Source organism: Limnohabitans sp. INBF003 (genome assembly GCF_055396645.1).
This window is the reverse complement of the sequence record NZ_AP029222.1, coordinates 1,995,474-2,019,040: the sequence shown is the minus strand read 5'-3', so window position 1 is coordinate 2,019,040 and position 23,567 is coordinate 1,995,474. Positions and strand designations below refer to the sequence as shown.

The following is a 23,567-nucleotide window of genomic DNA, read 5'->3' as shown; positions in this document are numbered from 1 at the left end:
ATTCGGCCGCAGGGGCGGCTATCCACAGGGCGTGCAGAGTGTTTCGGCAATTCACGGTCTCAGCTTCCTTTGGTCTTCTTGTGGCTCTTGGCTGTCTTTTTGGGTTGGCTGCGCTCGAGCAGAGGCACCAGGTTGCGCAGCGAGAGCATTTGGGCGTGGATGGCCGCAAGCTCGCCGCCCTTGAACCAGGCCAGCACCTTGTCATCGGGCAGCTGGCGCAGCTTGGCTTCGTCGATGATCCAAACGGCTTCGACCACGGCACTGCGTTCTTCGCCGAGGCGCACTTGCAGGTTTTGCTGCGTCAGCAAGCCGGCCTCATGGAGTTTTTTCACGGTGGCTTCGGTCAGCTTGGCTTGGCCCTGGAAGTCGGCCAGCAGCTGCATGATGTTTTTGGCCAGATCCGTGGGCTCGCCGTTGTCGCCAAACAAGGCATCACCCTCACTGCCCAGTTGAGGGGCAGCGAGGTCGGCGGCCAGACTGAGTTGCTGGTTGGCACCTTCGGCCAGGATGAAGGGGTAGCGGCGCACGCTGGCGGGCACGTAGCGGGCATTCCATTGGCCCTTAGCGTCGACAAAGGCGTTCGCCCCAGCTTGCAGGCCCGTCAGTGCCAGTGCCAGCCATTGACCGTCCTGGCCTTGGGTGAAGACGATGGGGTATTCCAGGCAGGCCTCGGGAAACTCGGCCACCAGCAGCGGCACGGCCTGGTTTTTGGCGGCAAAGCGGGCGTCGGCGGTTTTGAGGCGCAGGCCCTTGTGCTGCTCGCGGTCAAGCACGACAGGCTTTTGGTAGAAGAAGGCGGTGGTTTGGGCGGCGGTGTTCATGGGGCGAATGCTTTGGGTCGTCGAAGCTGTGCTTTGGGCGAAGGCGCTGGTGGTCAGCGTGAGCAAAGCCAATGCAAGGGTGCGCGTGGTCGTGTTCATGTCAGAACGGCACACTCGCGGTGAACCAAAAACGGTTTTTCTTGAGGGTGCCGTCGCCATCGGTGCCCGTTTGGGTGGGCTTGGGGTTGGCACCATCGCGGCGTGACCAAGTGAGCTTGGTGCTGATGCCCATCGGGCCTTGCCAGCTGGCGCTCAGGCCGTGGCCGCGCAGGCTCAGGCTGGTGCGGGTGTCGTTGGGTGTGGTGGGCAGCGAAACCACGCGGCCATGCTCCACAAAGGCCGACAGCACCCAGGCCGTGTGCACGCGCCAGCGCCATTCACCCGTGAGCAACTGTCCGCGATCGCCACCCAGTTCGCTGACCGGGTAGGCACGCACGGTGCCCGCGCCGCCGATGTAGAAGCGCTCGGACGAATCGAGCACCTGCGTGGCGTGCTGCCCTTGCAGGCTGACCAGCAAGGAGTGCGCAGCTGAGATGGTTTGCTGTCGGCTGGCGGTGTAATTGAGTTTGTTGTAGCTGCGCCCGATGGTGTCGATCTGGCTGTGCGCCTGCATGCTGCTCAGGCGGCCCCACAGCAGCTGCACCGAGGCGCTGTTGGCACCGCCGCCGCCCAGGTCGTCAAAGCGGTTGCCTGACAGGCCCAGGCGCAGGCTGTTGGTTTCGTAGTCGGAGTAACTCTTGGGGTCGGCTGTGTTGCTGTTGCGGTTGTCGCTGTCAAAGCCCTTGTTTTCCAGCCCGCCCGAAAAGTACAGGTTGTGCTGGCGTGCTCGCACAAGCGGGTAGTTCCAGTCCAGGCCCATGCTGCTGGAACGGCCTTTGATGTTCAAGCTCGTGATGCTTTCGGAGCCGCCAATCACCTTGTAGCTCATGGACGAGGCGCTGAAGCCCAGACGCAGGCCGTTGTAGCCGTCGGGCACGGTCAGGGCCACGCGGCCGTAGTCGCTGCCCTCGGTGTGCAGCAGGTTCAGGCTGAGCAGTTCACCGCGCCCACCGGGGCTGTTGATGTTGAGGTTGGCGCTCAGGCGGTTGCTGCCGGTCGATAGGGCTCCGGTGTTGTCCAGACCCAGGTCGCCATAACTGAAGGGTTCGTCGGTGGTTTGCAGCACCAGAGAGGTTTCGCCGTCTTGTACGCCAGGGGCCAATGTCCCGGCCACGCTCACACCGGGCAGGTCGTCGGCGAGCAGCAGGGCTCGGTCCAGGGCGTTGGCGTTCAGGGGCTGGCCTGTGGCTTGGCGGGTGTTGAACCAGGCTTCGACCTCGGAGGCCCTCACCGTTTTGGAGGGCGCACCTTCAAACCGCACGCCGGCAAAGCGGGCTTCGACGACTTGCAGTGTGATGCTGCCTGTGCTGACATCTTGCTCGGGCAGATACACGCGCACGATCCATCCGGCTTGACGGTAGGCAGCGGCTATGGCATCTGCTGCGCGTTGCAGACCTTCAAAGCCGAGTTCGCGTCCTGTGAAAGAGGCTGTGGCAGCGGACAGCTGGTCGGCGCTTAACAAAGCATTGCCAGCAAAACGGAAAGACTGTACCCGCACCGTCATGCCCGCCGGGGGCTTGATTTCGGCTGGGGGCGTTGCTTGGGGTTGCGGCGCTGCCTGAGGCAGGGGCAAAGGGCGTGAGGTTTCGATTTGCTGGCGGATGCTGCCAGCATCGGGCAGGGTTTGAGACCAGCTGCTGGTGTTGAGCCCTAAGAGAAGCGCCAGGGGCAATATAGGGCAGGGGGAAGGGCGCATGGAAGGCTTGCCTGTTCACAAATTTGGAGATTTGCGAACGATAGGTAAACCTTTTTTATTTGCCCTACTAAAACCTACAAAATTGCCAAAACTGGATTTGGCATTCCCGCTATCAAGGACGCGGGTAATTCAGATGACCTGAATCGGTATGCACAGTTGGTAGCCGTGGCCGCGCACGGCTTCGATGCACCCGGCTTGCGCACCTGCTTCGACCAGTTTTTTGCGCAGACGAACAATGCGAACTTCCAGGCTGGCTTTGGCGTAGTTTTCCAAATCCAGCCCCAAGGTTTCGGCAATTTGCCAATAGGCGATGCGCAAGCCGGGCGCACGGCAAAAGGCCACCAACATGGCGGTTTCTGCTGCACTCAGGCGAACGGATGCGTATCCGGTCTTGCTCAGACTCATTTGCTGTTGCGACAGAGTGAAGGTTTGCTGTTGCGTCAGCAGGTCGTCCACCCGTTGGCGGCGGCGGCCCAGGGCGGACACGGCGGCGCACAGCTCGGGCACTTCCAAGGGCTTGGTCAGGTACAGATCGGCACCGCGGGCGTAGCCTTCCAGTTTGTCGTGCAGTGCAGAGCGCGCGGTCACCACGATCACCCCCGCCAGCGGGTAGGCAGCACGCACGCGCTCGGTGAGGCTGAAGCCGTCTTCGCCGGGTAAGTTCAGGTCGATCAGAAAGATATCGACAGGCTGGCCTCCGGCTTCGTCTTCCAGTTCTTCAGCGCAGGACAGCGCCACCACTCGGTGGCCAGACTCTTCCAGCGCTTGCTGAAGCATCGGGCGCAGGATGTCGTGGTCTTCGACCAGCACGATGTTCAGGTGGGAGACAGGGGTATCCATAGGGTAAATTCCACGAGTTGCGCACTGGGGGTGTAGTCCACCGTCCCACCCAGGCTTTGGGCCAGTTGTCTTGACAAAAACAGGCCAAGGCCCGAGCCGGATTCGCGCTGGGCACCGATGGCGCGGTAGTACTTGTTGAACAGCAGGTGTTCGTCGGGCCAGCCCGCCACGCCCGGGGTGTTGCGCACGCGTATGCTCAGGCCGTTTTGGCCTTCATGTTCTTCTGGTTGCAATTGGATGGTCACGGGCGTGAGCGGGTCGCTGTAGCCGCTGGCGTTGTGGAGCAGGTTGTTCAGGATGATCTGCAGCAATTGCTGGTCGGTTTGCAGTGCGGGCAGTTGCTCCTCCATCTGCAGGCGAAGGCGCTGGTCCAGCATGGGCAGCTGTGCGGCCAGCTGATGGATCAGCGCGAGGACGTCGACGGTTTGCTGGCGCTGGGGCAGCACCAGCTGGCCGAGTTGGTCAGCTTGCACGCAGCGGTCGATGATGGCTTTCATGTCTTGAATGGCTCGGCTGGCGTGCGCCAGGTTCTCTTCGCGGTTGGCTTTGGTGCCTAGGGCGACCGAGACCACCGACAGGGGGGTCTTGAGTTCGTGCATGAGCATGTGCAGGAACTGCGATTGCTCCAGGCGTTGGCGATGTTCCATCGCGGTGTCTTGTTGCGCTTTTTGCAGTTGCCAGCTCATTTGGCGGTTCTGGTTGGCCATGCGCTGCGCACGGACCAGAAGGATGCCGGCCATCATCAGGCCTGACACCAGACCATGCAGTATCAGGGCATACAAGGTCCAAGATTGCACCTGTACCCAGCCCAGCATGTTGACCAGTCCAATCAGCAGACTGCTGAAAATCAGGAGGTAGTAAGTCACCATGACCTTCTTGGGCATGATCTGCTGAATGGACTGGTCGGGTTGGCAAGTCAGTGCGGTCACTGTCATGACCACCGTGGCCGTCATCAGGACCAGTATGTTGGCCTGCAGTGCCTCACGCACATGACCTGTCAGCAAAGTCAACAGGACGACAAGGCTCATCAGGCCAATGGCCTTCAGCATCGAAAGCAAGTGTCTTTGGGGTCTGTAGCCGGACAGAAAGATGACATCGAAAAATATGCCCACAGGCACGATGATGATGGCGCTGAAGGAGAAGGCCAGGTCAAAAAATCCAGGAGGCAGCCAGTCTGAAAGCAGCAAGGTGGGCAGGCCCAGATAGGCTGCGCCGTAATAGGTGTAAAACGCATGCCGCAGCAGATAAAGCCCGAGCACTTTGTCGCGCTGTACCCACCAGATAGAGAGCAGTACAAACAGGATGAGCGCCAGAATGGAGGCATACATCGCCGCTGCGGTGATTTGCCGAGAACTGGCTTGTCCGATCTGGTCAATGGGGATGACTTGTACGTCCAGGAAATGGCTGCTGGTGGATTGCAGCCGCAGAAAGATGTCGCGTGGTGACGCGCTGGCGGGCAGCTCAAACGAATGCCCCAAGCCTGGCAGGGCGTTGCGCTGGATCGGGTGGCGATCACCCACCGTGATCGGGGTGTCGGCATTGGCCGGGTCGAACAGGGTGATGCTGTCCAGCCAGGCCGGGGTGATGCGCAGGCCCAGAGGCTGGGTGCTGGCGGCAATGGTCAGGCGCACCCAGTGCACAGAATCGGTGTAACCGCGGTTCAGGACGTTGTCGTAAGGGGTGTAGGCTTGGTTGCGTGCGGTTTCAACTGGGGCTTGGGCGCTGGTGTCTTGCCAGTAAGCGCGTGCCAGTATGAGCTCGTTCGTCTGGCTCAGGGCAGTGGTCATCAGCGCCAACCAGAAACCCAGACTCAACAAGATTTGACCCACCAGCCGTGGCAGCCCCAAAGGGCGTGGCCGTGTCGGACTGGCCGTCAGATGGTGAAAAAAAGGTGTCAAAACGGAAAATTGGCAAATGTGACTAATTTGCGATGGACTATCCTGCACGCCTCCACATTAAACCCTACAAATGCCTACATGCCGCCTCCAGCGCTTGAGTCAGTGCAGGTGCACCATCGGCCTGCACCACATGCCGCCCCGGCATGCTGCGCAGCCAGGTGATTTGGCGTTTGGCCAGTTGCCGCGTGGCAAAGATGCCGCGCTCGCGGATCTCGGCCTCGGGCCAGCCCGCATCCAGCCCCTCCCAGGCTTGGCGGTAACCCACGCAACGCATGGACGGCAAATCAGGGTTCAGGTCACCGCGTGCGCGCAACCGCTTGACCTCATCCATGAAGCCTGCGGCCATCATTTGGTCAAAGCGCAGCGCAATGCGCTGGTGCAGCCAGCTGCGTTCAGCAGGCTCCAGGCTGATGACCGGGATGTGCCAGTCGGGCGCATTTGTTTTGGCGCTTTGGTGAAAAGAGGTCAGGGTCTGGCCGGTGGCCGTCCACACTTCCAAGGCGCGGCCAATGCGCTGGCTGTCGCCCGGGGCCAGGCGAGCGGCGGCGGTCGGGTCCACTTGGGCCAGCAGGGCATGCATGGCAGGCCAGCCCAGGCTTTGGGCCTGTTGCTGGATTTGGGTGCGCACCTCGGGGTTGGCAGCGGGGATGTCGTTCAGCCCTTCCAGCAAGGCCTTGAGGTAGAGCATGGTGCCGCCCACCAGCAGCGGGGTTTTGCCGCGGGCGCGGATGTCTGTGATCAATGCCGTTGCATCGCGTGCAAACTCTGCCGCGCTGTAGCTTTGCAGCGGGTCGAGCGTGTCGATCAGGTGGTGCGGCACAGCGGCCAGTTCTTCTCGGCTGGGTTTGGCCGTGCCGATGTCCATGCCACGGTAGACCAAAGCCGAGTCCACGCTGATGATTTCGGCCCCGCCTTGGGCTTGCAGCGTTTGCGCCAAGGCCAGTGCCGCTGCCGTTTTGCCGCTGGCCGTGGGGCCGACGATGGCAATGGCATCCACAGGCTTGGCTTGGCTGACCGGGGGGTGCATGGCGGTCATGCAGTTTGGGCTGCCGTGAGCACGGGGCGACCGTGGCGCTGCACCGCCGTCCAGGCCACGACGGTGATGATCACCGCCCACAGCAAGATGCCGTGTGCCAAGGCAAAAACGGGTTGGTCCATGTGCGTGCCCAGCCAGCCCCCCATGAAGAATGCGCCCAGCATCATCAAAAAGCCGTTGAGTGCCGAGGCCGTGCCCGCCCGGTGCGGAAAAGGCGCGACCGCGTCGCTCTGGCCGCAAGGCTGGTGCACGCCATGGCCCAGCATGAAGATGTACATGGGCACCATCACGGCCCAGGCTCCGTACCAATCCTGGCCTTGGCCTGCATAAGCCAGTGCGGCCATGCTGACACCTGCGGTGATGGTCAAAACCGCCGCGATGCCCACCGTGCGGTGCACGCTGGTGCGCCGCAACATCCAGCGGCACCAGAAGGTGCCCACGATGTAGGACAGCGACATGCTGAGCATGAGAAAGCCATACGCTGTTTTGCTGTAGCCCATGAAGCTGACGAAGACAAACGACGAGCTGGCCAGAAAGGTGAACAAGCCCAGGTAAGAGGCTGACGACAGCGCGCACCAAGTCAGAAAGACTGGGTTGCGCAGGATGTCGAGGTTGGCGCGGATCAGGGGTTTCGCGCTCAGGGCGTGCGGGTCGGGGCGGACCAGGGTTTCTTCAAAACGCCAAAACAGCAAGGCCAGGGTGGCGGCACCAAATACGGCGAGCATGAGCAAAGCGATGCGCCAGCCCAACCAGTCGGTCAGCATGCCGCCCAGCGGCGCGCAAGCGCAGGCGATGATGCCCAGCCCCGTGAGGCCTTGCGACATGACAGTGGCCCCTTGTGCGGGCTGGAACAAGTCGCGCACCACGGCCCGCGCAGCCATGACACCTGCGCCCATGGCAATGCCCTGCACGGTGCGCCCGGCAATCAGCCAGGCCATGTCGGGTGCCAAAGCGCAGGCTGCCGAGGCCAGGGTGTAAGCGCCCATGCCCCAAAGCAAAATCGGGCGGCGGCCAAAACGGTCGGACAGGGGGCCCCAGACGAGTTGTGACAGACCAAAGGCCAGCAGCAACGCCGTGAGGGTGAGCTGGGCCTGGCCCATGCCCGCACCAAAGCCTTGGGTGATGGCGGGCAGGGCGGGCAAATACAGGTCGGTGGTGACGGGTTGCAGGCCGAGCAGCAGGGCTAGGAAAAGGACGATCAGTTTTTGCGGCATGCTGTTTTGGGATTGCGTTTTACGCTGCATTCTTCTTGGTGCGCGATGTTTGAGGGTGGTGTGCCGATGCTTCTTACTTCTTGGAACGCGAGCGTCGGGGCCGGTGCGCGGCTGCCCTCATACTCACTTCGTTCGCCAAATCGGGCAGTCCGCACACCGACCCCGACGCTCGCTTTCTGGTCGTTTAAGGTCTGCTGTGTCTTTGAGCCAAATGTCGGAGAGTCAGGGGCGCCTGTTGCGCGGATCTCGCGATTTGGCGAGCGAAGCGAGTATGAGCGAGACCGCGCGGCGGGTGCCCCTGACTCGGATACAGCCTGAAGAGATGAAAGACCCATCACCGGCCCCGCAAAAACAGCGCATCCAGATCCCGCATCGTCATCTGGCGCCAAGTAGGGCGGCCGTGGTTGCATTGGTCGGAGCGCTCGGTCTCTTCCATCTGGCGCAGCAAGCCGTTCATTTCATGGAGCGTCAGGCGGCGATTGGCACGCACTGCGCCGTGGCAGGCCATGGTCGCCAAAATTTCGTTTTGGGCGCGTTGCACCACGGTGCTGGCGTCGTGCTGGGCCAGCTCGGCCAGCACGCTGCGGGCCAGCTCGACCGCGTCGCCTTGCGCCAGGCTGGTGGGCACGGCGCGCACGGCCAGGGTTTTGGCCGACAGGGGCGAGATTTCCAGGCCCAGCTGTTCCAGCGCCTCGGCGCAGGCTTCGGCGGTGGCCACTTCGGTGGGGGTTGCGGCAAAGGTGGCCGGGATCAGCAGCGGTTGGCTGGCGATACGGGGGCCTTCACTGCCTTGCGTGTTCAGCTGGTTTTTCAGGCGCTCGTAGACGATGCGCTCGTGCGCGGCGTGCATGTCCACCACCACCAGGCCTTGCTTGTTTTCGGCCAGGATGTAGACGCCATGCAACTGCGCCACGGCGCGGCCCAGGGGCCAGTCGCCTTCGGGCAGGGGGGCAGCAGGTGTCTCTGTGACCCTGTAGGAGCTTGCCCCTGCAAGCGAATCTCCTTCGGCCGCAACGACAGCTGAGCCCACTTCCCTGTGGGAGCGAGCCCCTGCTCGCGAATTGCCTTCAGCCGCAGGGGTGGCCTCCCACATTCCTGCTGCCTCTGCGGCATGCGGTGAGGGCTGCCACAACGTCTTCAAGTTCGCCATGGCCTGCTCGCCATCGACCCGAGGCCGTAAAAAATCAGCCGGCTTGTAGCTCGGGGCGTTGACGCTCGACGGGCCGGGGCGCGATTCAAAGGCCATGCCGCCTTGTTGCCAGCTGGCCGATTCGGGCAGGGCTTTGGGCGTGGGGCCGTTTTCCAGAGCAAAGTCGCTGGCGGTGTTCGCAGCTTTGTCATTCAGGTTTTGTGAGCGTGGAGCGGCCAGCGCGTTTTCCAGCGCATGCCGCACCGCTTGGTGCACGGCACGGCTGTCCCTGAATCGCACTTCGATCTTGGTCGGGTGCACGTTCACATCGACCAGCGTGGGGTCGATCTGCATGAACAGGGCATAGGCCGGTTGTTTGTGTCCGTGCAACACGTCTTCATAGGCGCTGCGCGCGCCGTGCATGACCACCTTGTCGCGCACAAAACGGCCATTGACGTAGGCAAATTGGTGGTCGGGGCGCGAGCGTGCGGCGTCAGGCAGACCGGCGCGGCCGATCACCTTGAGCGGCCCGGCGTGGTATTCCACCGCGATGGACTGCGCCACAAACTCTTCGCCCAACACATCGGCCAGGCGCTGCTCCAGCCCGGCGGCACCGGGGTGCACGCGCCACTGCTCGACCAGCTTGCCCTCGTGCCAGATGGCAAAGCCCACATCGGGGCGGGCCAGCGCGTGGCGGCGCACGGCCTCGATGCAGTGCGCCAGCTCGGTGCTGTCGCTTTTCAGAAACTTGCGGCGGGCGGGGGTCGAGAAAAACAGCTCTTTGACCTCGACCGTTGTGCCCACGGCGCGGGCGGCGGGGCGGATTTCGCCGGTGCGGCCATCGAGCGCAAAAGCGGTGGGTTGGCCGTCCATGCGCGAGAGCAGGGTCAGTTCGGACACCGAATTGATGGCCGCCAGCGCCTCGCCCCGAAAACCCATGGTCATGACCGATTCGAGTTCGTCGAGGTTGCCGATCTTGCTGGTGGCGTGGCGCTTGAGGGCCGTGGCCAGCTCGTCCGGGGCAATGCCGCCGCCGTCGTCTTCGACCGAGATCAGCCGGGTGCCGCCGCCCATCAGGCGCAGCGTGATGCTTTGCGCGCCCGCGTCCATGGCGTTGTCCACCAGTTCTCGCACGACCGAAGCCGGGCGTTCGACCACCTCGCCTGCGGCGATTTGGCTGATCAGTTCATCGGGGAGTTCGCGGATGGGGCGGCGCGCGGAAGCCGGGGTCTGTTGGGAAGTCACTGCCTGATTTTAGGGCTTGCGGTGGGCTCATCGGTATTCGTGGGAGGTCGCCCCCGCGGCCGAATGCCTGCGGGGATAATCGGCGCATGGACATCCTGCTGCAACTCGTCGATTTCATCCTCCATGTGGACCGTTACCTGGAGGCTTTTGTAGGTCAATACGGGGCTTGGGTGTACGCCTTGTTGTTCCTGATCATCTTTGTCGAGACCGGCCTGGTGGTCATGCCCTTTTTGCCGGGGGACTCATTGCTGTTCATTGTGGGCGCCATGTGCGGGGCCGATCTGATGAGTCTGCCGCTGGTGATGGGCTTGCTGCTGGTGGCGGCCATTTTGGGTGACCAGACCAATTACACGATCGGGCGCTACTTTGGCCCCAAGGTCTTCCAGTGGGAAGACGCCCGGTTTTTCAACCGCCAAGCTTTTTTGCAGGCCAACGCCTTTTATGAGAAATACGGTGGCATCACCATCGTGCTGGCCCGCTTCATGCCGTTCATCCGCACCTTTGTGCCCTTTGTGGCGGGTGTGGCCGAGATGACGCGCAGCAAATTCACCACCTACAACGTGCTGGGAGGCACACTCTGGGTGGTGGGGCTGACACTGGTGGGCTACCTGTTTGGCAATTTGCCTTTTGTGCAGACCCACCTGTCCAAGATCATTTGGGCTTTGATCATCGTGCCGGGCCTGATCGCCATGTTCGGGGCGTGGAAGGCGCGTCGGACTGGGTGATGGGCTTCAAATGCTTCGGTTGCGCGCCAGTGGCGGGTTGCGCGAGAAGTATTGCAGGATGCCGCGCATCAAAGCATCGGTGAGTTGTTGCTGATAAGCGTCGCTGCGCAGCTTGTCTTCTTCTTCCGGGTTGCTGATGAAGGCGGTTTCCACCAGCACACTTGGAATGTCGGGCGCTTTGAGCACCGCAAACCCCGCTTGTTCGACCCGGGGTTTGTGCAGACGACCCACGCCGCCGATCTCGCGCAGCAAGCTGCCTCCCAGCATCAGGCTGTCCTTGATTTGGGCTGCGGTGCTCATGTCGAGCATGGCGCGTTGCACCTGGGCATCCTGGCTGCCGAGGTTGATACCGCCGATCAGGTCGGCCTTGTTTTCTTTTTGCGCCATCCAGCGGGCGGCGCTGCTGGAGGCCGCGCCCTGGCTGAGCGCAAACACGCTGGCACCGCTGGCCTGGGGTGTGAAAAACGCATCGGCGTGGATGCTGACGAACAGGTCGGCCTGCACGCGCCGGGCTTTTTGCACCCGCACATGCAGGGGCACAAAAAAGTCGGCATCGCGGGTCAGGTAGGCCCGCATGGGGTTGCCGTTCACGCTGCTGGCGTTGATGCGCTCGCGCAGCAAGTGGGCGATTTTCAGCACCACGTCTTTTTCGCGAGTGCCGCCGGGGCCGACAGCGCCCGGGTCTTCGCCGCCATGGCCGGGGTCCAGTGCAATCACGATCAACCGGTCGGTGGGGCGCATGTTGGCAGGGCGCGGCGGGTGATTCGGGTTGTCCATCGCCGCCGAGGGCGCGGGCTCAAAGTCCTGCTTGCGGGTTGTCGCTGCTGTTGCCGCGGGTTGGGTTTTGGCTTGGCCTTGCTTGCCAATCAATTCGGCCAAGGGGTCGTTCACCGGCCCCGCATGGGGCAAGGCACTGGCTGGCGGCGCGGCTTTGGCAGAAGCCCGCTCCTGGATCAGCTGCTCCAGCGGGTCTGCGGCTTGTGTGGGGTACAGATCGAGCACCAGCCGGTGGGCATAGGCGGCCACGGGCTGCAAGGTGAACACTTGCGGCGCGATGGGGCGTTTCAGGTCAATCACCAGCCGCACGGTGCTGGCATTGAACTGGCCCACGCGGATGCCTGCGATGTTGGGGTCAGAGGCTTGCACCTTGCCCACCAACTCGCGCAGGGCGGCGTTGAGTTCCAGGCCTTCAATGTCCACCGCCAGCCGGGGCGGTGAGTCGATCAGGGTTTGCCGGGTCTTGAGCGCGGTGTCCGATTCGAGGGTGACCCGGCTGTAGTCCGGTGCAGGCCAGATGCGCACGGCCAACATGCTGGCGCCCCGGGCCAGTTGCGCTGCCTCCAGGCTGAGCGCGAGCAGGCCTGCTTTGACCAGGCGGCGGCGGTCAGCTTGCATGCGCTGCCCCCGGCTGTGTTTGTGCCCATGTCTGCAGCCAGTGCAGGCCGCGCTCGGTGCCTGCGCTGATGTGCACGCGGCGCTGGTCCTCGTCGATGGCGTCCAGCGCAATTACCCAGTCGGGCGGCGGCAGTTGCCCAGCCACTTTGTCAGGCCACTCCATGAGCTTGAGCCCGGGCCCGGCAAAGATGTCGCGAAAGCCCGCGTCTTCCCATTCCTGTGGGTCATTGAAACGGTAAAAATCAAAATGCCAGATGGGCCAGGCGCTTTCATCTTCGCTTGTGCCTGTGCCCGCTTGGTGCGGCTCGACCACGGCATAGGTCGGGCTTTTGATGCGGCCTTGCACCCCGGCGGCGCGCAGCAGGTGGCGCACCAGCGTGGTTTTGCCTGCGCCCAGGTTGCCGCGCAGCTCAATGCAGGCATCGCGCCCGCCGGGCCATGTGGTCAGGGCCTGTGCCAGCTGCGTGGCAAAGTTTTGTGTGGCGGCCTCATGCGGCCACACGCCCTCCCAAATCAGAGGCAAGGCAGGGGGTGTAGCGGGGCTTCCTACAATCGGCGGGTGACTGCTCAACGTACTCAAATCGACCTTCTTGAACTGTGGCCCCAGATCCAGATCTGGGCGCGTGAGCTTGGATTGTCCCAAATTGGCGTGACGGGCATTGATTTGACCTCGGCCGAGCCCGGTTTGCAGGCCTGGTTGGCCGCCGGGTTTCACGGCAGCATGGGTTACATGGCCAGCCACGGCATGAAGCGCGCGCGCCCCGCCGAGCTGCAACCGGGCACCGTGAGCGTCATCACCGCCCGCATGGATTATTTGCCACAAGACACCTCGCCCGAGTGGGTTGCCCAGGAAACCGCCCGGAGTTTGTTGCCGGGTGAGGCAGTGGTGTCGCTCTATGCCCGGGGGCGCGATTACCACAAGGTGCTGCGCAGCCGCCTGCAAAAGCTGCAGGACCGCATTGCCGGGGCCATCGGCCCGTTTGGGCACCGGGTGTTCACCGATTCGGCCCCGGTGCTGGAGGCCGAGCTGGCCACCCGCAGCGGCATGGGCTGGCGCGGAACACACACCTTGGTGCTGAGCCGCGAGGCCGGGTCGATGTTTTTTCTGGGCGAGTTGTTTGTGGACTTTGCCTTGCCCGAAACACCCGCCGTGTCGGCGCATTGCGGGCAGTGCACCGCCTGCATGGACTTGTGCCCGACACAGGCCATCGTGGGGCCGTACAAGCTGGATGCCCGGCGCTGTATTTCGTACTTGACCATCGAGCACGCAGGGCCGATTGACGAAGCCCTGCGCCCGCTGATCGGCAACCGCATTTACGGTTGTGACGATTGCCAGCTGGCCTGCCCGTGGAACAAGTTCGCGCAGGTCAGCCCCTTGTCCGACTGGCAGCCGCGTGAGGGTTTGGCCGGCTCGGCCATCGCGGATTTACTGGGTTGGAGCGAGGCCGAATTTTTGCGCCGCACAGAAGGCAGCGCCATCCGCCGCATCGGCCACGCCCGCTGGCTGCGCAATTTGGCCTTGGCGGCGGGCAATGCGCTGGCGACAGACGCCATCACCGCGCCAGAGCGTCAAGCCTTGCAACAGGCGCTGTCGGTGCATCTGGCGCACCCCGACCCGGTGGTGCAAGAGCAAGTGGCTTGGTCGCTGGCTCGGCTTTCTACTCCCTTGTAGGAGGCCGCCCCTGCGGCCGAATGGTGTTGTGACCATAGCGCTCGAAGCAAGTCGTAGCGGTCAATGTGCATTCGAGAGCAGGGGCTCGCTCCCACAAAGTCGGTGGGCGGTCTCTCCGTTGCCTCTTTGTTGTCGCTTGTCAGCGCAGCACGCCCAGCGCAAACGGCAAGCTCCACATGCCGGACAGGGTGGACAACGTGACCAACCCGGCCACATAAGGGCCGTTGTAGCCCATGCGCGCCGCCAGCACGTAGCAAGTCGATGCCGTGGGCAAGGCCGAAAATGCCAACAGCACGGTGGTTTGCACCGGATTAAGTGCAAAGAGTCGCGCCATGCCCAGCGCCACCAAGGGCAGCAACAGGTGTTTGACCATCAACACGCTCATGCCCAGCAGCTTGCCTTGGCGCAAGGTGCCCAGTTGCATGCCCGCACCAGCCGCCATCAAGCCCAAGGCCAAAGACGCGGCGCCGATGCGGCTGACACTGGGGTCCAGCCACACGGGAATGCGAAACCCCAGCAAGTTGGCGATCAGGCCCGAGCCGGTGGCGATGATCAGCGGGTTGCGCACCAGTTCGCGCACAAAGCCGGTGTTGGCATGTCGGGCCATGGGCCAGACCGCCCCGATGTTGAACAGCGGCACGCACACGCCGATCAGCACCGAAATCATGAGCAAGCCTTCTGGGCCTGCCAGGCGTTCGGCCAGCGCCAAGGCGATGAACGAGTTGAAACGAAAACCCACTTGGGCACTGGCCGCGTGGTCGCGCCGGTCCAGCCGCTTGCCCAAGATGGGCCAATACGGCAGGCTGTACGACAAGGCGATGGCGCAGACTCCTAGGCTCAGGCCCGCGCCGATCAGGCTCGACGCCGCATTCAGGTCGAGCGGGCTTTTCACAATCGAGTGAAACAGCAGCACCGGAAAGAGGAAAAAGTAAACGAGACTTTCGACCTGTTGCCACACGGGACGGTTCAGTGCGGTAAAGCGGCAAATCAGGTAGCCGCACAAAATCAGGGAAAAATCGGGGAAGAGGAGTTGGGCAAAGTTCACCCAGCGAGGATAACTGCCCGGCCAAGCGCAAGCTGGGGTGGCTGTCACTTTGGGGCGCAAACCCGGAGTTTTTTCATACTTTGATGGTTTCCCCTCGCGGTAAATTCCAAGGGATTGCCTATGATGTTTGTTCTTTACAGGAGTTTTCGAATGAAGCGTCGCGATTGGATTTCGGTGGCCGGTCTGGCTGCAACTGTTTTGGCCAGTGGTTCGGTGTGGGCGCAGGCCTATCCCAACAAGCCCATCAAGTTGCAAGTGCCTTTTGCCCCGGGCGGCACCACCGACATCGTGGCGCGCGTTATTTCCGAATCTTTGGGCAAGGCCCTGGGCCAAAACGTGATCGTTGAAAACAAGGCGGGCGGTGGCGGGGTGGTCGGTGCCACCGAGACCGCGCGTGCGCTGCCCGACGGCTACAACCTGGGCATGGCCACGGTGTCGACCACCGCGGCCAACCCCGCGATCAACCCCAAAATACCCTACAACCCCACGACCGACTTCACCCCGATCATCAACGTTGCGGCCACCCCCAATGTGATCGCCGTGCACCCCAGCTTTCCGGCCAAGGACTACAAAGGCTTCATTGCCGAGCTGAAGAAGAACCCCGGCAAATATTCTTATTCGTCGTCCGGTACAGGCGGCATTGGCCACCTGCAAACCGAGCTGTGGAAGAGTCTGGCCGGTGTGTTCATCACCCACATCCCTTACCGCGGTGCGGGCCCGGCCCTGAACGACACGGTGGCGGGCCAGGTGCCCATCATTTTTGACAACATGCCTTCGGCCATGCCCTTCATCCAGACCGGCAAGCTGATTCCGATTGTGGTGGCCGCGCCCCAGCGCCTGCCGCAATTGCCCAACGTGCCCACTTTCAAGGAAGTGGGCCTGGAGCCCGTCAACCGCATGGCGTATTACGGCATTTATGGCCCCAAGAACCTGCCCAAAGAGGTGGTTGAAAAAGTCAGCACAGGCGTCAAGAAAGCCTTGCAAGACCCGATGGTGGTCAAACGCATTCAGGACACCGGTTCCTTGATCGTGGCCAACACGCCTGAAGAGTTCGCAGCCCAGATGAAGGCCGAGTTCGAGGTCTACAAAAAAGTGGTCGATCAGCAAAAGCTCAAGCTCGACTGATGCACGAGGCCAGCCAGACGTCTGTCGACCGTTTTGTCGAGGCCCTCTGGCTGGAAGATGGCCTGGCTGCCAACACCTTGGCTGCCTACCGCCGCGATCTTGAACTGTTCGCGACCTGGTTGTTTTTGACGCACCGGCTGGCGCTGGATGCCACGCAAGAGCACCACCTGCAAGCCTATTTTGCAGAGCGCCATGGCCAGACCAAGGCCACCTCGGCCAACCGGCGGCTCACGGTCTTCAAGCGCTACTTTCGCTGGGCGTTGCGTGAACGCCTGGTGACGTTCGACCCCACGCTGCGCATGCTGGCCGCCAAACAAGCCTTGCGCGTGCCCAAGACCTTGGGCGAAGCACAGGTGGATGCCCTCTTGCGCGCCCCCGATGTCGCCACCGATCTGGGTCTGCGTGACCGGGCCATGCTGGAGCTGATGTACGCCAGTGGCTTGCGTGTCAGTGAGTTGGTGCAGCTTAAAACCCTGCATGTGTCACTCAACGAAGGGGTGTTGCGCATCATGGGCAAGGGCAGCAAGGAGCGTTTGGTGCCTTTTGGTGAAGAGGCGCGCGAGTGGCTGCAGCGTTATATCAGTCTGGCGCGACCCGCCTTGCTGGGCCAGCGCCAAACCGAAGACCTGTTTGTGACCGTCAGCGGTTCCAAGCCCGGCACAGGCATGTCACGCGTGATGTTCTGGAGCTTGGTCAAGCGTTATGCCATCGAGGCAGGCATCACCGCGCCACTGTCGCCACACACTTTGCGCCACGCTTTTGCCACGCATTTGCTCAACCATGGAGCCGATTTGCGGGCGGTGCAGATGCTGCTGGGCCATACCGACATTTCCACCACCACCATCTACACCCATGTGGCGCGCGAGCGGCTCAAGACGCTGCATGCGCAGCACCACCCGAGGGGGTGAGTGTTGGCCTTGTGTGGGCTCGCCTCTTTTGTGGGAGGCTGCCCCTGCAGCCGAATGCCTGGATGGGCACAACCCGCATTCGCGAGCAGGGGCTCGCTTCCACAAGGGTGCAGCTCAGCTCAGCGCCGCCAATTCGGCCTCTTCAAACCCCGCCAGACGCCGCGCCGCCATGTTGAAGGGCGGGCGCAGTTTGGGCGCGTCGTATTGCGCGATCAGCTCGGCGTAGGTGGTCACCGGGTCCAGGCCGCGTTGAGCGCACAGGTAACGGTACCAGCGGTTGCCTGCGGCCACATGGCCAATTTCTTCTTCGAGGATGATGTCCAGAATCTCGCCCGCACGGTGGTCGCCCACACTGATCAGCTTGTTTTTGACGCCGGGTGATGCATCAAGACCACGCGCCTCCATGGTGCGCGGCACGATGCCGATGCGCGCCAGCAAATCGCCTTGGGTGCGCTCGGCCATGTCCCACAGCGTGTTGTGGGCCGGAAAGTCGCCGTAGTCAAAGCCCATGTCCACCAGGTGTTGGCGCAACAAGCGGAAGTGCTTGGCTTCTTCTTGGGCAATGCGCACCCAGTCGGTGTAGAACGCCTCGGGCATGCCCGCAAAGCGCCAGACCACGTCCAGTGCCAGATCGATGGCGTTGAGCTCAATGTGTGCAATCGAGTGCACCAGCATGGCCCGACCTTCTGGGGTGGCCATGGATTTGGCTTTGAGTTGGGTGTGGGGCACCAGCATGGGCCGGGCCGAGCGGCCGGGGCCTGCGCTGGGGGCTTGCAGGGCTTCGTCTGCGCGCACGGGCAGGCTGAGGTCCAGCGCCAAAGTGGCTTGGGCCTTTAAGACGGGGTCGGTTTGTGCCCAAGGCCCCAGGGCTGCGGTGCGCAAAGAGTGCATGGTCATCTCAATCAGGTGCCACGGCCTACCGTGGGCATCCCTACAATTGTAGGTTTACAGACACTCAGCCCGACAGGAGAGACACATGGCCATTTACCAACTCGACGCCCAGATCCCCGAAGTGGCTGACTCCGCCTGGGTGGCCGACAACGCGCAGGTCATGGGGGCCGTCCACATCGCGGCCGATGCCAGCGTTTGGTTTGGCGTCACCGTCCGGGGTGACAACGAGCCGATTCAGATTGGCGAGGGCAGCAACATCCAGGACGGCAGCGTGCTGCACAGCGACCACGGCAAGCCACTTTTGATCGGCAAGCACGTCACAGTGGGTCACATGGTCATCCTGCACGGCTGCACCATTGGCGACGAATCGCTGATCGGCATGGGGGCTGTGGTGCTCAATGGCGCCAAAATCGGCAAGAATTGCCTGGTGGGGGCGGGCGCATTGGTCACCGAGGGCAAGGAGTTCCCGGATGGCTCCATGATCGTTGGGTCGCCGGCCAAAGTGGTGCGCGAATTGACACCCGAGCAGATCGAAGGCCTGCGCCAAAGTGCCCGCAGCTACATGCAAAATGCCCACCGTTTCAAGAGCGGTCTGAAAAAAATCGGTTGATTCGTTTCGCCCGATTGGAACCCTTTAACTTTTGAGGATCGGCCCCCAGGGGCTGTTGATTGAACTTTGTCCGAACTCCATAAATTCATTTTCGAAGGCCTGCCCGTTCGCGGCATGCTGGTGCGCCTGACCGATGCCTGGCAAGACATCCTGGCGCGTCGCGCCGCCAACTCCGAAACCGGCGCCTACCCGGCGCCCGTGCGCCAGTTGCTGGGCGAGATGGCCGCTGCGGGCGTGCTGATGCAGGGCAACATCAAATTCAATGGCGCTTTGGTGCTGCAGATTTTTGGCGATGGCCCGGTCAAGCTGGGTGTGGTTGAGGTTCAACCCGATTTGAGCCTGCGCGCCACCTGCACCCAGGTGGGCGAGGTGGCCGACGATGCCACCCTGAGCCAGATGGTCAACGTGAACAACGAAGGCCGCTGCGCGATCACGCTGGACCCGCAAGACCGCTTGCCGGGGCAGCAGCCTTATCAGGGCGTGGTGCCCTTGTTTGGTGACCAAGGCGAAAAGCTCGAGAACATCAGCGAGGTGCTGGAGCACTACATGCTGCAGTCCGAACAGCTCGACACCGTGCTGGTGCTGGCCGCTGACGACAAAGTGGCCGCAGGCTTGTTGATCCAGCGTTTGCCCATCGAAGGCGAAGGCAATCTGGCTGGCAAAACCGATTCGCTGATGCGCGAGTCGGTGCTGGGTCAAAGCGAAGACTTCAGCCGCATCTCGATCCTGACCAAAAGCCTCAAGCGCGAAGAATTGCTCGCGCTGGACGCCGAAACCATCTTGCACCGCCTGTATTGGGAAGAGCCGCTGGCCCGGTTCGAGCCGTTCATCGGCGAGACCGGCCCGCGCTTTGCCTGCCGCTGCAACCGCGAGCGCGTGGGCAACATGATCCGCAGCCTGGGCACCGAAGAGGTCGAGGGCATCATCGCCGAGCAGGGTCAAGTCGAAGTGGGTTGTGACTTTTGTGGTGCGCAATACCGCTTTGACCCGGTCGATGCGGCAGGTCTGTTCACGGGCTTGCCGGCCGATGTGCCGGGCGGTTCGGTGCACTGAAAATCTCTGTGGGAGCGAGCCCCTGCTCGCGAATGTGGGCCGGAGCCACTCCATGCATTCGGCCGCAGGGGCGGCCTCCCACGGGGGCAGCTTCCCACAGGGTTAACCCCTCGCGGGGCTTTTGAGTTTGTGGGAGCGAGCACCTGCTCGCGAATGGCCCTCAGTTATTCCGCTTGGCCAGAAGCCCGGTAAACAGCCGGTGCTCGCAATCGGGGTCGCTGCATTCGTTGCATTGCCACTGGGTGCGCCCTTCATTGATGGCGAACTGGGCGTTTTCTCGGGTCATGCGGGCCGCCTCGTCTTCGCCTGACAAGCCCAAGGCCAGCAGCGCATTGTTCAGGCGTTGGTGCCCTTGCCCGTACACCACGCGGTAGGGGATACCCGCCCGCTCGAGTGCTTGGCGCACCAGGGTGTCCACCGGCCCGCGCACATGGGGGCCATCGCGTTGCAAACCGTCTGCCACCCAAGCCAAATCGAGCCCGGTCACCAAGGTGTTGTCGTACAGCGCTTGGTGGGCCAAGGCCATGGGGTACAGGCTTTGGTCATCAAACAGCATGTGGCTGTAAACCGCCGTCATGATGGGGGTGGTGTCCGAGATCACCCAGCCTTGGGTCACTTGTTCGACGGCCAGGGCTTGTGCTTGGGCAATGCCCATTTGTTCGTGTGGCCGTGGCGTGCGGCCTTCGCGGTCACACCAGGTGCGCAACACTTCATCCACTGTGCTCACCGCCTGCCCGCGCATGTGCATCACATCTGCCAAGGCTTGTGTCAGCCAGGATTTGCCGGTGCTTTCTGCCCCCAGAATGGCCACGCGCCGAACGTGGCTCATGCGGCTTTGGGGGGCAAACTGAGACGCCAAGCGCGCCAGCCCCAGACGCTCATGAGCGTGAACAACACATAGAGCACGCAGGTCAGCCACAGGCCTTTGTAGGCAAACAGCCCCACGCTGATGGTGTTGACCACCAGCCAAATGAGCCAGTTTTCGATGTATTTGCGGCCCAGCAAGGCTTGGCCGACCAGGCTCAGGGCAGTGGGCAAGGCGTCCCACCAGGCCACATCGCTGTCGGTGAAATGCTGCAACAGCAAAGCCAAAGCAGGCCACAACACCGCACTGGCGATCACCACCCACCACCAGCCTCGCACCGACAAACGCTGGATGCTGAGGGCCGGGCGGGCGTCATCGCCTTTGCGCAGCCATTGCCACCAGCCCCACAGCGCCAGGGCGGCAAACACGAGTTGCAAGCCCGCCTCGCCATAAAGCAGGCTGTCTTTGAACACGAAGAAGTAAAGCAGGGAGCTGATGATGGCCAGGGGCCAGCTCCAGTGCAGCTCTTTGATGCTGCAGACCACCATCACCAAGGCCAGCACGAAACCGGCGATCTCGGTTGTGGACATCATTTGGCGATTTGAACGAGGATTTCGTTGGGCTTGACCATGCCCAACTCGTTGCGAGCCCGCTCTTCGACCATGTTCAGACCTTCCTTGAGGTCATTGACCTCGGCGCTGAGCTGTTCAATTTTGCGCGCAGCCTCCTGGTTGGCCACTTTTTGCTGCTGCAACTCATGCTCCAGCTCTGCAACGGTGGGCACACCGCCTCGACCAAACCACAGTTGGGCCTGCACGATCGCCAGCAAGGCGATCAGCACGATCGGAACGAGGCGGCTGCCCATGGCGGTCCCCGCTTAACGCAGGTTATAAAAAGCGCTGCGGCCAGGGTACACGGCCACTTCGCCCAGGTCTTCTTCGATGCGCAGCAGCTGGTTGTACTTGGCCATGCGGTCCGAGCGGCTCATCGAGCCGGTCTTGATCTGACCGGCGTTCAGGCCCACGGCGATGTCGGCAATCGTGCTGTCTTCGGTCTCGCCCGAGCGGTGGCTGATGACGGCGGTGTAACCGGCGCGCTTGGCCATTTCGATGGCTTCAAAGGTCTCGGTCAGAGTGCCGATCTGGTTGATCTTAATCAGGATCGAGTTGGCGATGCCTTTGTCGATGCCTTCCTTGAAGATCTTGGTGTTGGTCACGAACAAATCGTCACCGACGATCTGCACGTTTTTCGCCAAACGATCGGTCAGCACCTTCCAGCCGTCCCAGTCGCCTTCGGCCATGCCGTCTTCGATGCTGATGATGGGGTATTTGTCGCACCAGGTGGCCAGCATGTCGGTCCATTGCTGGGCGGTCAGTTCCAGGCCTTCGCCGGACAATTTGTATTTGCCGTCCTTGTAGAACTCGCTGGCGGCGCAGTCCAGGCCGATGGCGATTTGCTCTCCAGCGGTGTAACCGGCAGCGGCGATGGCGTCGAGCACCATCTGGATGGCCGCTTCGTGGCTGTCGACGTTGGGTGCAAAGCCACCTTCGTCGCCCACGGCAATGCTCATGCCTTTGTCGTGGATGATTTTCTTGAGGGCGTGGAACACTTCAGCGCCCCAGCGCACGGCTTCGCGGAACGAGGGTGCGCCCACGGGGATGATCATGAACTCTTGCAAGTCCAGGTTGTTGTTGGCGTGTGCGCCGCCGTTGATGACGTTCATCATGGGCACGGGCAGCTGGTTGCCGTTCATGCCGCCAAAGTAACGGTACAGCGGCAGGCCGGACTCTTCGGCAGCAGCGCGGGCCACGGCCATGGACACGGCCAGCATGGCGTTGGCACCCAGGCGGCTCTTGTTGTCGGTGCCGTCCAGGTCGATCAGGGTGCGGTCCAGAAAGGCCTGCTCGGAAGCATCGAGGCCCAGCACGGCTTCGGAGATTTCGGTGTTGATGTGCTCAACGGCCTTGAGCACGCCTTTGCCCAGATAACGGCTTTTGTCGCCGTCACGCAGTTCGATGGCTTCGCGGCTACCGGTCGATGCGCCAGACGGCACAGCGGCACGGCCCATGACGCCGGACTCCAGCAGCACGTCGCATTCGACGGTGGGGTTGCCACGGCTGTCCAAAATTTCACGGCCGACGATATCAACGATTGCACTCATTTTTGAACTCTCTCAATTTAAAAATAAAACGGGTTTTCAAAGCCTGCAGGTCAGACGCCTTCGACGGCCACCATGCGCATGATGGCAGCGCCTTCTCGGGCTTCGCGGGCTTTGAGGTATTCGGGCAGTTCGTAAAAAGCTTTGGCGGCTTCAAAAGAAGGGAACTTCAAGATGACGATGCGCTCCGGGGCCCAGTCGCCTTCCAGTACTTGCACCTGGCCGCCGCGCACGCACACTTCGGCACCTGCGGTTTTCATGGCGGCGGTGGACCATTTTTTGTACTCTTCGTACTGGACCGCATCGGTCACCTGAACGTGGGCGATGATATAGCCGCTCATGAAAAGTCGTCCTCTAAAAACGGGTTCTTTTTGGTGACGGAATCCAGTTGCACCAGCGTTTCCAGCAGGGCCTTCATTCTGCCCAGCGGCACGGCGTTGGGACCATCGGACCAGGCCTCGGCGGGCTTGGGGTGGGTTTCCATGAAGAGACCGGCAACACCTGCGGCCACGCCTGCACGGGCCAGCACCGGCACCATTTCGCGCGCTCCGCCGCTGCTGGTGCCTTGGCCGCCGGGCTTTTGCACCGAGTGGGTCACGTCGAACACCACCGGTGCACCGGTCTTGCGCATTTCTGCCAAGCTCGTCATGTCGGCCACCAGGTTGTTGTAGCCAAAACTCACGCCGCGCTCGCAGGCCAAAAAGTTGTCTTCGGCAAGACCGGCCTCGCGTGCAGCGCTGCGGGCCTTGTCGATGACGTTTTTCATGTCCCAAGGGGCCAAAAACTGGCCCTTCTTGATGTTGACGGGCTTGCCCGACTGGGCCACGGCGCGGATGAAATCGGTCTGGCGGCACAAAAAGGCCGGGGTTTGCAGCACATCGACCACGCTGGCCACGGTCTTGACCTGCGACTCGTCGTGCACGTCGGTCAGGATTGGCACGCCGATCTGGCGGCGTACTTCGTCCAAAATCTTCAGGCCCGCATCGATGCCCACACCGCGCTGGGTGCTGCCCGACGAGCGGTTGGCTTTGTCGAACGAGCCTTTGTAAATCAGCGGTATGCCCAAGGCCGTGCAGATTTCCTTCAACTGGCCTGCCACTTCCAGCGACATCTCCAGCCCCTCAATGGAGCAGGTGCCCGCGATCAGGAAGAAGGGCTGGTTCAGGCCAACGTCAAATCCGCAAAGTTTCATGGGGGTGTCC

Annotated in this window: 23 protein-coding genes; 6 read left to right on the top strand and 17 right to left on the bottom strand. The window is 62.3% G+C overall.

Translation table 11 applies throughout. From position 1 onward, the window contains the following. Positions 1 to 59: 59 nt before the first annotated feature. From ACZ5VE_RS09175 to mutL, 7 genes are all read right to left on the bottom strand, one after another. A complete protein-coding gene (locus ACZ5VE_RS09175; RefSeq protein ID WP_464454885.1) occupies positions 60 to 920 on the bottom strand; it encodes a SapC family protein in 861 nt (286 codons plus the stop codon). A 1-nt stretch (position 921) separates the two neighbouring features. Beyond that, positions 922 to 2,616, bottom strand: a complete 1,695-nt coding sequence (locus ACZ5VE_RS09170) for a ShlB/FhaC/HecB family hemolysin secretion/activation protein (protein WP_464454884.1) — start codon at positions 2,614 to 2,616, stop codon at positions 922 to 924. A 129-nt stretch (positions 2,617 to 2,745) separates the two neighbouring features. After that, positions 2,746 to 3,456 (bottom strand): response regulator transcription factor, encoded by a 711-nt coding sequence (locus tag ACZ5VE_RS09165; protein ID WP_464454883.1) that lies wholly within the window; start codon positions 3,454 to 3,456, stop codon positions 2,746 to 2,748. Then, the gene (locus tag ACZ5VE_RS09160; RefSeq protein WP_464454882.1) at positions 3,432 to 5,243 is read right to left on the bottom strand and encodes a sensor histidine kinase; all 1,812 of its coding nucleotides are present in this window, start codon (positions 5,241 to 5,243) and stop codon (positions 3,432 to 3,434) included. The genes ACZ5VE_RS09165 and ACZ5VE_RS09160 overlap by 25 nt, the downstream gene beginning before the upstream one ends. Positions 5,244 to 5,418: 175 nt before the next feature. Then, positions 5,419 to 6,390, bottom strand: a complete 972-nt coding sequence (gene miaA / locus ACZ5VE_RS09155) for a tRNA (adenosine(37)-N6)-dimethylallyltransferase MiaA (RefSeq protein ID WP_464454881.1) — start codon at positions 6,388 to 6,390, stop codon at positions 5,419 to 5,421. After that, positions 6,387 to 7,604 (bottom strand): multidrug effflux MFS transporter, encoded by a 1,218-nt coding sequence (locus tag ACZ5VE_RS09150; RefSeq protein ID WP_464454880.1) that lies wholly within the window; start codon positions 7,602 to 7,604, stop codon positions 6,387 to 6,389. Before ACZ5VE_RS09150 ends, miaA begins: the two co-directional genes overlap by 4 nt. Before the next feature lie 334 nt (positions 7,605 to 7,938). Beyond that, on the bottom strand, positions 7,939 to 9,978 hold the full coding sequence (gene mutL / locus ACZ5VE_RS09145; protein WP_464454879.1) for a DNA mismatch repair endonuclease MutL: 2,040 nt from the start codon (positions 9,976 to 9,978) through the stop codon (positions 7,939 to 7,941). Between the two features lie 86 nt (positions 9,979 to 10,064). Here mutL and ACZ5VE_RS09140 point away from each other — a divergent pair, with 86 nt between their 5' ends. Then, entirely contained in the window at positions 10,065 to 10,703 is a 639-nt protein-coding gene (locus tag ACZ5VE_RS09140; RefSeq protein ID WP_464454878.1) for a DedA family protein, read from the top strand. Between the two features lie 6 nt (positions 10,704 to 10,709). Here the strand turns inward: ACZ5VE_RS09140 and ACZ5VE_RS09135 are convergent, their stop codons facing one another. Together ACZ5VE_RS09135 and tsaE are read right to left on the bottom strand one after the other, a co-directional pair. Then, complete coding sequence (locus tag ACZ5VE_RS09135; RefSeq protein WP_464454877.1) at positions 10,710 to 12,098, bottom strand: N-acetylmuramoyl-L-alanine amidase; 1,389 nt, start codon at positions 12,096 to 12,098, stop codon at positions 10,710 to 10,712. Then, on the bottom strand, positions 12,088 to 12,621 hold the full coding sequence (gene tsaE, locus ACZ5VE_RS09130; protein ID WP_464454876.1) for a tRNA (adenosine(37)-N6)-threonylcarbamoyltransferase complex ATPase subunit type 1 TsaE: 534 nt from the start codon (positions 12,619 to 12,621) through the stop codon (positions 12,088 to 12,090). Before tsaE ends, ACZ5VE_RS09135 begins: the two co-directional genes overlap by 11 nt. A 72-nt stretch (positions 12,622 to 12,693) precedes the next feature. On the opposite strand from tsaE, the gene queG reads away from it, so the two are divergent. Beyond that, positions 12,694 to 13,770, top strand: coding sequence for a tRNA epoxyqueuosine(34) reductase QueG (queG, locus tag ACZ5VE_RS09125; protein ID WP_464457465.1), 1,077 nt, complete (start codon positions 12,694 to 12,696; stop codon positions 13,768 to 13,770). 139 nt (positions 13,771 to 13,909) lie between these two features. On the opposite strand, the gene ACZ5VE_RS09120 is transcribed toward queG, so the two are convergent. Then, on the bottom strand, positions 13,910 to 14,815 hold the full coding sequence (locus tag ACZ5VE_RS09120; RefSeq protein ID WP_464457464.1) for an AEC family transporter: 906 nt from the start codon (positions 14,813 to 14,815) through the stop codon (positions 13,910 to 13,912). A 150-nt stretch (positions 14,816 to 14,965) separates the two neighbouring features. On the opposite strand from ACZ5VE_RS09120, the gene ACZ5VE_RS09115 reads away from it, so the two are divergent. Then, the gene (locus tag ACZ5VE_RS09115; RefSeq protein ID WP_464454875.1) at positions 14,966 to 15,940 is read left to right on the top strand and encodes a tripartite tricarboxylate transporter substrate binding protein BugE; all 975 of its coding nucleotides are present in this window, start codon (positions 14,966 to 14,968) and stop codon (positions 15,938 to 15,940) included. Continuing rightward, complete coding sequence (gene xerD / locus ACZ5VE_RS09110; RefSeq protein ID WP_464454874.1) at positions 15,940 to 16,848, top strand: site-specific tyrosine recombinase XerD; 909 nt, start codon at positions 15,940 to 15,942, stop codon at positions 16,846 to 16,848. Before ACZ5VE_RS09115 ends, xerD begins: the two co-directional genes overlap by 1 nt. A gap of 114 nt (positions 16,849 to 16,962) precedes the next feature. On the opposite strand, the gene ACZ5VE_RS09105 is transcribed toward xerD, so the two are convergent. Beyond that, positions 16,963 to 17,739 (bottom strand): ferritin-like domain-containing protein, encoded by a 777-nt coding sequence (locus tag ACZ5VE_RS09105; RefSeq protein WP_464454873.1) that lies wholly within the window; start codon positions 17,737 to 17,739, stop codon positions 16,963 to 16,965. Positions 17,740 to 17,824: 85 nt separating this feature from the next. On the opposite strand from ACZ5VE_RS09105, the gene ACZ5VE_RS09100 reads away from it, so the two are divergent. After that, complete coding sequence (locus tag ACZ5VE_RS09100) at positions 17,825 to 18,349, top strand: gamma carbonic anhydrase family protein (RefSeq protein ID WP_464454872.1); 525 nt, start codon at positions 17,825 to 17,827, stop codon at positions 18,347 to 18,349. A 66-nt stretch (positions 18,350 to 18,415) separates the two neighbouring features. Then, on the top strand, positions 18,416 to 19,402 hold the full coding sequence (gene hslO / locus ACZ5VE_RS09095; protein ID WP_464454871.1) for an Hsp33 family molecular chaperone HslO: 987 nt from the start codon (positions 18,416 to 18,418) through the stop codon (positions 19,400 to 19,402). A gap of 160 nt (positions 19,403 to 19,562) precedes the next feature. On the opposite strand, the gene ACZ5VE_RS09090 is transcribed toward hslO, so the two are convergent. Genes ACZ5VE_RS09090 through kdsA form a run of 6 tightly spaced genes read right to left on the bottom strand, consistent with a single transcriptional unit; the run spans position 19,563 to position 23,557 of the window. Continuing rightward, positions 19,563 to 20,231, bottom strand: a complete 669-nt coding sequence (locus ACZ5VE_RS09090) for an AAA family ATPase (protein WP_464454870.1) — start codon at positions 20,229 to 20,231, stop codon at positions 19,563 to 19,565. Beyond that, a complete protein-coding gene (pnuC, locus tag ACZ5VE_RS09085) occupies positions 20,228 to 20,800 on the bottom strand; it encodes a nicotinamide riboside transporter PnuC (RefSeq protein WP_464454869.1) in 573 nt (190 codons plus the stop codon). Before pnuC ends, ACZ5VE_RS09090 begins: the two co-directional genes overlap by 4 nt. Next, positions 20,797 to 21,072: a septum formation initiator family protein gene (locus ACZ5VE_RS09080; RefSeq protein ID WP_464454868.1), complete on the bottom strand. Its 276-nt coding sequence runs from the start codon at positions 21,070 to 21,072 to the stop codon at positions 20,797 to 20,799. Before ACZ5VE_RS09080 ends, pnuC begins: the two co-directional genes overlap by 4 nt. A gap of 12 nt (positions 21,073 to 21,084) precedes the next feature. Continuing rightward, a complete protein-coding gene (gene eno, locus ACZ5VE_RS09075) occupies positions 21,085 to 22,368 on the bottom strand; it encodes a phosphopyruvate hydratase (RefSeq protein ID WP_464454867.1) in 1,284 nt (427 codons plus the stop codon). A gap of 50 nt (positions 22,369 to 22,418) precedes the next feature. Further along, on the bottom strand, positions 22,419 to 22,706 hold the full coding sequence (locus ACZ5VE_RS09070; protein WP_464454866.1) for a DUF1330 domain-containing protein: 288 nt from the start codon (positions 22,704 to 22,706) through the stop codon (positions 22,419 to 22,421). Further along, entirely contained in the window at positions 22,703 to 23,557 is an 855-nt protein-coding gene (kdsA, locus tag ACZ5VE_RS09065) for a 3-deoxy-8-phosphooctulonate synthase (protein WP_464454865.1), read from the bottom strand. Before kdsA ends, ACZ5VE_RS09070 begins: the two co-directional genes overlap by 4 nt. Between the last annotated feature and the right edge of the window lie 10 nt (positions 23,558 to 23,567).

What these genes read in the sequence shown, in the direction of transcription:
- ACZ5VE_RS09175 (WP_464454885.1), bottom strand. Translation starts at nt 920, where the DNA reads ATGAACACGACCACGCGCACCCTTGCATTGGCTTTGCTCACGCTGACC.
- ACZ5VE_RS09170 (WP_464454884.1), bottom strand. Translation starts at nt 2,616, where the DNA reads ATGCGCCCTTCCCCCTGCCCTATATTGCCCCTGGCGCTTCTCTTAGGG.
- ACZ5VE_RS09165 (WP_464454883.1), bottom strand. Translation starts at nt 3,456, where the DNA reads ATGGATACCCCTGTCTCCCACCTGAACATCGTGCTGGTCGAAGACCAC.
- ACZ5VE_RS09160 (WP_464454882.1), bottom strand. Translation starts at nt 5,243, where the DNA reads ATGACCACTGCCCTGAGCCAGACGAACGAGCTCATACTGGCACGCGCT.
- miaA (WP_464454881.1), bottom strand. Translation starts at nt 6,390, where the DNA reads ATGACCGCCATGCACCCCCCGGTCAGCCAAGCCAAGCCTGTGGATGCC.
- ACZ5VE_RS09150 (WP_464454880.1), bottom strand. Translation starts at nt 7,604, where the DNA reads ATGCCGCAAAAACTGATCGTCCTTTTCCTAGCCCTGCTGCTCGGCCTG.
- ACZ5VE_RS09140 (WP_464454878.1), top strand. Translation starts at nt 10,065, where the DNA reads ATGGACATCCTGCTGCAACTCGTCGATTTCATCCTCCATGTGGACCGT.
- ACZ5VE_RS09135 (WP_464454877.1), bottom strand. Translation starts at nt 12,098, where the DNA reads ATGCAAGCTGACCGCCGCCGCCTGGTCAAAGCAGGCCTGCTCGCGCTC.
- ACZ5VE_RS09115 (WP_464454875.1), top strand. Translation starts at nt 14,966, where the DNA reads ATGAAGCGTCGCGATTGGATTTCGGTGGCCGGTCTGGCTGCAACTGTT.
- xerD (WP_464454874.1), top strand. Translation starts at nt 15,940, where the DNA reads ATGCACGAGGCCAGCCAGACGTCTGTCGACCGTTTTGTCGAGGCCCTC.
- ACZ5VE_RS09105 (WP_464454873.1), bottom strand. Translation starts at nt 17,739, where the DNA reads ATGCACTCTTTGCGCACCGCAGCCCTGGGGCCTTGGGCACAAACCGAC.
- ACZ5VE_RS09100 (WP_464454872.1), top strand. Translation starts at nt 17,825, where the DNA reads ATGGCCATTTACCAACTCGACGCCCAGATCCCCGAAGTGGCTGACTCC.
- ACZ5VE_RS09090 (WP_464454870.1), bottom strand. Translation starts at nt 20,231, where the DNA reads ATGAGCCACGTTCGGCGCGTGGCCATTCTGGGGGCAGAAAGCACCGGC.
- pnuC (WP_464454869.1), bottom strand. Translation starts at nt 20,800, where the DNA reads ATGATGTCCACAACCGAGATCGCCGGTTTCGTGCTGGCCTTGGTGATG.
- ACZ5VE_RS09080 (WP_464454868.1), bottom strand. Translation starts at nt 21,072, where the DNA reads ATGGGCAGCCGCCTCGTTCCGATCGTGCTGATCGCCTTGCTGGCGATC.
- eno (WP_464454867.1), bottom strand. Translation starts at nt 22,368, where the DNA reads ATGAGTGCAATCGTTGATATCGTCGGCCGTGAAATTTTGGACAGCCGT.
- ACZ5VE_RS09070 (WP_464454866.1), bottom strand. Translation starts at nt 22,706, where the DNA reads ATGAGCGGCTATATCATCGCCCACGTTCAGGTGACCGATGCGGTCCAG.
- kdsA (WP_464454865.1), bottom strand. Translation starts at nt 23,557, where the DNA reads ATGAAACTTTGCGGATTTGACGTTGGCCTGAACCAGCCCTTCTTCCTG.